This is a genomic window from Sphingobacterium sp. UBA1897, from assembly GCF_002337775.1.
GTDB lineage: Bacteria > Bacteroidota > Bacteroidia > Sphingobacteriales > Sphingobacteriaceae > Sphingobacterium > Sphingobacterium siyangense.
The window spans coordinates 1-7,867 of sequence record NZ_DDGR01000015.1 but is presented as its reverse complement, the minus strand read 5'-3'; the positions used below and the strand labels follow the sequence as shown (position 1 = coordinate 7,867).

Annotated in this window: 5 protein-coding genes and 1 pseudogene; 4 read left to right on the top strand and 2 right to left on the bottom strand. The window is 33.1% G+C overall.

Going from position 1 to position 7,867, the window contains the following annotated elements; translation table 11 throughout:
* The 4 genes and pseudogenes from B4N43_RS08155 to B4N43_RS08140 all read left to right on the top strand — a co-directional run.
* Window positions 1–346, top strand: a pseudogene (locus B4N43_RS08155) (7-cyano-7-deazaguanine synthase); the annotation flags it as partial.
* A 10-nt stretch (window positions 347–356) separates the two neighbouring features.
* Window positions 357–1,736 (top strand): deoxyguanosinetriphosphate triphosphohydrolase, encoded by a 1,380-nt coding sequence (locus tag B4N43_RS08150; RefSeq protein ID WP_286734037.1) that lies wholly within the window; start codon window positions 357–359, stop codon window positions 1,734–1,736.
* A 50-nt stretch (window positions 1,737–1,786) separates the two neighbouring features.
* On the top strand, window positions 1,787–2,572 hold the full coding sequence (locus B4N43_RS08145; protein ID WP_286734036.1) for an Abi-alpha family protein: 786 nt from the start codon (window positions 1,787–1,789) through the stop codon (window positions 2,570–2,572).
* A gap of 385 nt (window positions 2,573–2,957) precedes the next feature.
* Window positions 2,958–6,014, top strand: coding sequence for an HD domain-containing protein (locus B4N43_RS08140; protein ID WP_286734034.1), 3,057 nt, complete (start codon window positions 2,958–2,960; stop codon window positions 6,012–6,014).
* A gap of 454 nt (window positions 6,015–6,468) precedes the next feature.
* On the opposite strand, the gene B4N43_RS08135 is transcribed toward B4N43_RS08140, so the two are convergent.
* A complete protein-coding gene (locus B4N43_RS08135) occupies window positions 6,469–6,723 on the bottom strand; it encodes an integrase core domain-containing protein (RefSeq protein WP_376749094.1) in 255 nt (84 codons plus the stop codon).
* Complete coding sequence (locus tag B4N43_RS08130) at window positions 6,660–7,448, bottom strand: helix-turn-helix domain-containing protein (protein WP_349677176.1); 789 nt, start codon at window positions 7,446–7,448, stop codon at window positions 6,660–6,662. Before B4N43_RS08130 ends, B4N43_RS08135 begins: the two co-directional genes overlap by 64 nt.
* Window positions 7,449–7,867 lie beyond the last annotated feature (419 nt).

Sequence of the window (7,867 nt, the reverse complement as noted above, 5' to 3'; positions counted from 1 at the left end):
AGTTTTAGGGGAGCAGCATATGCTAATAACCCTAGCTGCTATGCAAGCCATAAAAGATGGAGTAAATGAATTGCATTTGGCATCTGTTAAATCGGATAATTTTCATAGAGATGGCACTAAAGCTTTTTATGAAAAAATAAATGACTTATTAAGTTATCAAGAGGGAAATATCTCTGTTCATGGAAATACGTTGGATTATTATAGTCACGAATTGGCAGAAATCTATAATGTCCCTTTAGAACTTTTATCAATCGCCCATTCTTGTCATATTTCAAACATAGCTTGTGGGGAATGCTCTGGATGTAAAAAGCAACTAAGAGTGAGAGAGGAACTTGGTATAAATTAATTTTAATATAATGAACAATAAGATGACTTGGACGAATTGTTTTTCGTCTCGTAGATATGGGTTTGAAAATAATGAAGCAGGAATTCGTACAGAATATGAAAGAGATTGGGATCGAATTATTTTTTCAAGTCCTTTTAGAAGATTACAAAACAAAACACAGGTGTTCCCTTTACCTGAAGAAGTATTTGTACACAATAGACTCACTCATTCATTAGAAGTAGCTAGCGTTGGCAGATCTTTAGGTAAGAAAATAGGGAAACATTTATCTGAACTTCCCAAAGTAATTGGTAATTACGAAGCAAGGCGATTTTATCGTAATAACCTTAAAAATGTAATAGCATCTGCATGTCTAGCTCATGACTTAGGAAACCCAGCATTTGGTCATTCGGGTGAAGAAGCGATTTCAAAATACTTTAGAAAAAAACAAGAGGACACGGATTTTAAGGGAAGATTCTCTGAAAGTGAATGGAAAGACTTAACTCACTTCGAAGGAAACGCAAATGCGTTAAGAATCCTAACAATGCAGCAGAAGGGCAAAGCAAAAGGAGGATTTAAACTGACTTATTCAACACTCGGAGCAATTATAAAATATCCTTGTGAATCTCTAGGTTCTGAGGGTAAGAATGGGGAAAAGCACCTAAAAAAATACGGCTACTTTAAGATTGATGAAGCTGTTTTCAAGGATATTGCAAAAGAACTTAATTTAATTGAACAAAAAAAGGATGGTTTTATTAGATACAAAAGACATCCATTTGTTTACTTAGTGGAAGCTGCCGATGATATATGCTATAGTATAATAGATTTAGAAGATGCTCACAGATTAGGCATAATTGATTATTATTTAATCAAAGAACTTCTGATATCTCTTATAGAATTGTGTGAAATTGACCAGATCGATTGGGTAAAGAAACAAGTTTTGACTTTAGAAGATGACAAAAATGAAGCACTTTCATATTTGAGAGCAAAATCTATTAACGCATTAACTTTAAAGTGTGCAGAAAGGTTTATAGAAAATCAATCGAAAATAATCAAAGGAGAATATTTAAACACGCTTTTGGAAGATATCCGAGAAATTCAACCGACCTTAGAAAAGATTAGAGAAATCTCCGATGAAAAGATTTATAATAACATTAAGGTTGTAAAATTAGAACTTGCCGGTTTTAGAATAATGTCTGGGCTAGTAGAAGATTTCGTTACAGCGGCATTAACTCCAAAAAAAGACAGAGAAAAGGAGCATAAGAAAGTTTTAGAATTACTTCCAAAGCAGTTTAATTTCAAAGAAGAAGAAACTGATTATGAAAAAGTAATGCATATTATAGATTTTATCTCTGGAATGACAGATCTATTTGCACTTAAACTTTATCGGAATTTGAGAGGGATAGAGATATAGATCTTAACTAAAGTATTCAAAATGAATAATTAACAAATAATACTCCTACTATGAATAAAAAGAAAGAAAATCTTACGACAGACTTGTTGGGAGTTGCTCCTTATGGTGAAGCTATTAAAGTGGCTGTAGAAAAAGGATTTGGCGGAGCTAAAGCAATTTTAAGTAGGGTTTGTCTACCTGCGGCGGAGGAACTAGGTTTGATGTATAAAGATAAAGTAAGACACTGGAGGTTAAATAATATTATTAAAATTATTGAAAAGTCTGATAAAAAAATTGATTTTGTGAATGGAAACTTAGAACTAACTGCACACCCTAGAGTTATAAAAGAAATAATTGAAAATGGTTCGTGGTGTGATGACGATTCTATACAAGAAATGTGGGCAGGAATATTAGCTTCGTCCTGCAACGAGAAATTAGGGGATGATAGTAATTTAATTTTTGTTAATGCCCTAAAAAATTTAACAAAAAATCAAGTTATTATTTTAAATTATATTTGCCAAAATTGTAAAATCAAAGTTGACAGAAACGGCTTTTTGTTTGCCGAACATATTGAGATTTCTTTTGAAGACCTTTGTGCAATTTTAGATACTTCAAACCTGCACCAGATTGATTCTGAATTAGACAATCTTGCATCCAATGAATTGATATTGCAAGAACTAAACGTTTTTGGAGGTGGACACGCTGCAGGATTTGTTTTCGGAGACGACAAGATTACTGCACATCTTGAGCCATCTCCGTTTGCTATAAACTTGTTTATTAAAGGTCAAGGGTTCAAAGGAGAACCGAAAGACTATTTTAAAATCGATTACATTGAAACAAATACGGGTCAGAAATAAAGTTAATTGGAGATTATTCAAACAAAAGGTTCATAAGTATAAAAGACTTTTACCGCTTCATTTGAGAAGTCATGTTAGCTCCTTTCGAGGAGGGTAACGCCAACTGTATTTGGATTAAACCTTACAAATTCCGTTTAAAGTACCAAAACAATCTCTCAAAGGCAGCGTAAAGTTGAGATATGAACTTGGCACTGTTAGAGAGCGTTATAACGCAACACGATTAGATTGAATTGAGTAGTCTCGTTGTAATCAATTATATTTTATAGTTCATTTGGAACTGTATTGCTCAGAGTTAGATTAAAAAAATTATAATACTTAAATTCCAACACTAAAATTTCATTTTTTACTTATTTTAAATAATATATCTTATTCATTATAAAAATTCATGTCAACAATCAAATTAACAAGCGACGCAGAGAAATATGCAGAATCAGCTGAACAACTGAGTGCGTTCAGTGGGCTAAAATTACTTCATGTAAAAAGAAGTATAGCTTCAATACTAAACTTAATCGGCAGAAACGAAATATTTGACGAATATACTAAGCACAACATAAGTCATATTGATTTTATGTTGCAATCTTTGGATTGGATTATCCCAGACCAAACTAAAAAAGAGCTCACTAGTGCTGAATGGTTAATGATTACATTATCGATTTATTTTCATGATTTGGGCATGCTTGTTACAAAGGAGGAATTTAAAGGTAGAGAAAAGTCATATTTCAGTGTTTTTAAAAATGAAATCCTAGGTAATAAATATGGGCAAAGTTTTAAGGATAAAATTTTATCCCTCGAGAAAGACGATCAAGATAGATTTATTTATCAAGAGTTAGTTCGTAAAACTCATGCCGAAAGGATTAAATATTGGATTTTAGAAGAAAATAACCCCCAGTTTTCTGATGGATTAGAAATAATCAATGAAATAAAAAAATTAATAATTCCTTTAGATGATATGTTTAAAAGAGACTTGGCCTTGATTTGTGAAAGCCATCATCTTAGCGATCTAGATAACTTTGATAAGTATAAGCCTGACCAACAGTATGGACCAAATAATCAAGAAGTTGTAAATCTTCACTATTGTGCACTAGTACTTAGAACTGCAGATCTGCTTCATATCACATCAGATAGAACACCCTCTATTGAATTTAATTTAATAAATCCTACTGACCCAATAAGCCAGGAAGAATGGGCAAAACAAAGAAGTGTGAAAGTTGTTCGTCCTAGAAAAAATATTAATGATATTGAAACTAATGAAATTGTAATTGACACAGACACATGTGAGGTTATTGCTCTTTTTCAAAAAGAAGATGGGTTCTTTGGTTTAATTTCGTATTTAAATTACGCGACAAAACAACTTAAAGAAAATTATAAACTCAATGAGTTATGTAATAAAAAGTATAATACTACTTATCAATACCCATGGAAAAATATTGATGATTCAAAAATAGAAACAAAAAATTTTGAAAAGAAGCAATTCGAATTTATTCTAGATCAAACTAAAATTCTAAACCTATTAATAGGACATACTCTTTACAATGATTCATCTGTTGTACTAAGGGAGCTAACCCAAAATGCAATTGATGCTTCTAAGCTAAAAAATTATGAATATCAACAATCAAAAAAGAATAGCTATGTTCCTCACATTAAAATAGAGTGGGATGCTTCCACTAGAGTGTTATCTTTCATTGACAATGGCACAGGAATGAGTTTAGAAATAATTGAAAATCATTTACTAAAAGTAGGTTCCTCCCGTTATCAAGACGAATCTTTCAAAAAAAATTACCCAGACTTTTCCCCTATAAGTAGGTTTGGCATTGGCTTATTAACATGTTTTTTAATTGCGGACGACATTGATATTACAACAAAAACTGAAGAAATCGAAAAAGCAATTCAACTAAAAATAAGAAAAGTTCATGGTAAATATCTATTAAAGTATCTTGATAAGAAAGAATTACCTTATCATATTCAAGGTCATGGTACTCAAATTAATCTGTTTGTTAGACCAGATGTCAATCTTGACGATATAGAAAAAGAACTAAAAAAATGGATTCTCTTTCCAGATTGTAAAATCGAGTTTATAAATAAAAATGAAAGCCTTGACGCAATAACAATAGGATATGAATCTCCTAAATCTTTTTTGATTGAAGAATTAGAATCTTTGAATATAAATATTGATGATCAAAAATTTAAAATTAAAGAGGTAACCAAAAACGGAGTAACAATGGCTTTTGCTGTACGTTATATAGACCATTGGAAAGAATGGGACTTTTTAGAAAACCGTTACAACTTATCTCAATTTAAAATACCAAGTGGGACCTGTATTGAAGGAATTAGGGTGGAGTTTTCCACTCCAGGATTTACTACAAACAATTTCTTCTGCATTTCAAATTCTTCTGGAAAAAATGCTCCAAAAACTAATGTCGCTAGATCAAATATCGAAACAACTTCTGAACGGGAAAAATTTCTAGCAACAGTCTACAATATCTATTTCGAACACATCGCTGAAGAACTAAAAAATTTAATTAAAAATAATTCAATGACTTGGGCGATAAGAGAGGCAAACTATTTACTATCACACTTTCTTGAAAACGCCTTTGATTATAATAGTAATAGAAAAACGATTAAAATTGAAGATTCAAAAATTCTTGAGAATGTTTTGATGAATCAAGACTTCTTATTAATTGAGCATAATAAAGCTAGAAAGATAACGAATATAAATAATTTAATTAGCCTCAAGCAATTTTGGACAATAGATAGCGCATCATATGAGTCTGCAAATTCTTTGGTGAAAGAAGTTAAAACCTCGAATACAACAGCAATAGCATTAATGGAAACGATTTATGGAGAATCTGATGCAAAGATTGATCATATAGAGAATTTACTATGTGTTGAACGATATAGCAATAAAGTCAATCAACTTATTTATAAACATTTTGAGGTTAATAAAATTATTATCGTTCCAGAACAACGCAGGGTTGATTTTAAGTGGGAAATATCAACTGACAACATTTGGAAAAAATACACAATTATAGCTGACCATAGTTATAATAATATAGTTGAACATCTATACGTTCAGGTAGGTAATATAGAAATCGATAATCAAAAAGATTATATGGCAATTAGTTCTAACAGCGCATTTTACTTATTACGTGGTTCGGATTTACATAGCTATGTATTAGAATTAGATAAAAATTTGGAAGAACAAACTCGTGATAAAAATAACATAATAGCGAATTTATTATCAACCATTGTAAAGAACTTTGTCAATAGTGAGATTAAAGAGGATCACATTAATCATGTATTTGATGGAAATAATAATAACAATAGGAAAGCATTAAGAAACTTTCAAGAATATATAGATTTAGAAGAGTTGAAAACTTTATTACTTACAAGCACCTTAAAAATATTCGATACAACAATCTGGAATAGAAGGCATTATTTTTAAAAAAATTGAGCTTTCTCTACAAAGGGCAAAAATAAAATTTAGAGTTCAGTTATGCGTTCTATAACTGAACTCAATTTTAAACTGAAATTTCGAAATTTTTAGGGAGTGTAACTCAAACTGTGTCATTGGATTAGCATCTTAAAAACCTCTTTCTAATTTGAGTCTATCCCCAAATCTAATATATTGAATATTCCGGAGTAAATTGACCCCATGATTCCGGCACTTTGCTGGAGTATATGCGCGATTCCATTGAGTTATCGCATGCCATTCCGGCAGATGTTGCCCCCCTATAAGATTTAGATGGATTTATTCCGGATCATACTGACCCCTCAAAAATAATATGGGGTCTAATTCCGGAGCATCTTGACCCACTTGGTTATTTTGATTTATTTGGGATAAGATTTTTAAGAGTTATTCCAATGGCCGGTAAATCAAGACCCATTGTAATCTCACCCTAACTAGCTATATTCAAAACTAAATAATTCCAATCGAATTTATTGTTATTATCTCGTTGGAAGGTTGGGAAATTCTCCTGTTTCCCATATTTCACTAAAAATTCTACAGGTGTAAGTTGCCCTAACGAAGAATGTGGCCTGACATTATTATACATCCATGCCCATGCATGGGCGTACTTCCTGATCTCAGTTAGGTTTTCAAACATGTAACTGTCCAATACATCCTGTCTGAATGTCCTATTAAACCTTTCGATAAGACTATTTTGGGTCGGTTTCCCTGGTTGGATGAAGTGCCATTCAATGCCATTTTGAGAGGTTCATAACGATCGCTCTTGGTTACAGCCGACTTTAGATTATCCGGTACCAGTGCCTTGGGAACTCCGCCCAGGAAACACAGGCAATCGTTCAGCGCTCCAATAAAATCAGGGATTGTTTGGCTACGCACAGCTTTTGCATAACAGTAATTGGAATAAGGAAGACAGGCGACAAATACCTCGCAATTAATAAGTTCACCTGTCTCAATATCAATATAATGCAACTTCTTGCCGGAGAAGTCGATATAGAGCTTGTCTGCAGCTTCATGTTGCATTACCATGGTTCCTGAACGGGAAGAAACACTTAGCTGTGAAAAGTGATAACAGAACTGAGAGTAACCATACCCCTGGGCATAAGATACTTTGTATTCTTCCCAAAGCAGTTTACGCGTTACGCCAACTCTTTTAAGTTCTTTCTCCAGATGTGGCAAACGCTCTTTGAGATCCTCGAACCTAGGGTCACGATAGGCCGGATTACCTGAATGCAGCAGACCTTCCAGCACGGGATCTTCCACAGCCAGAAGGTCGGTCATGTTTAACTTTGCCTCACCTATCTTAAAGAGATAGGACTTTACGGTATTCTTACTTATACTAAGGCTGCGCGCTATGGCTTTTATAGCATAGCCTTGCTGGTGCAGCCTGATCATCTGTTTTATCTGACTCATGGGTCTGGTTTTTCCGGCCATTGGGTAATATCATTTTCCCAAAAGTAAAACCAAAATCAGAACCCAGACAAGGGGTCACATCTTCCGGAATCTAGGAGCTCCCAAAGTGCTAGAGGGGTCAATATGCTCCGGAATATAAGTTGTTAAACAGAAAGATATTATTTGGAGAGGTAAAAATGCCTCCAAATATCATACTGATTGAACAACAAAGGGGTCATTATCTGACGGAATGCCATGCGATAGCAGCGCTTAAACAAACATGATATCCTAAATTATGTAAGGAATCAGGGGGGCAGCATGCTCCGGTATATGCAGTAAAACGTGTTTTTTTCATTTTATTACTTAAATCTAAACATTTATGTCCAGTTTTAAGCTGTTTGATTTTTTGGGACACTTACAAATATGCTGCTCCCCTAAAA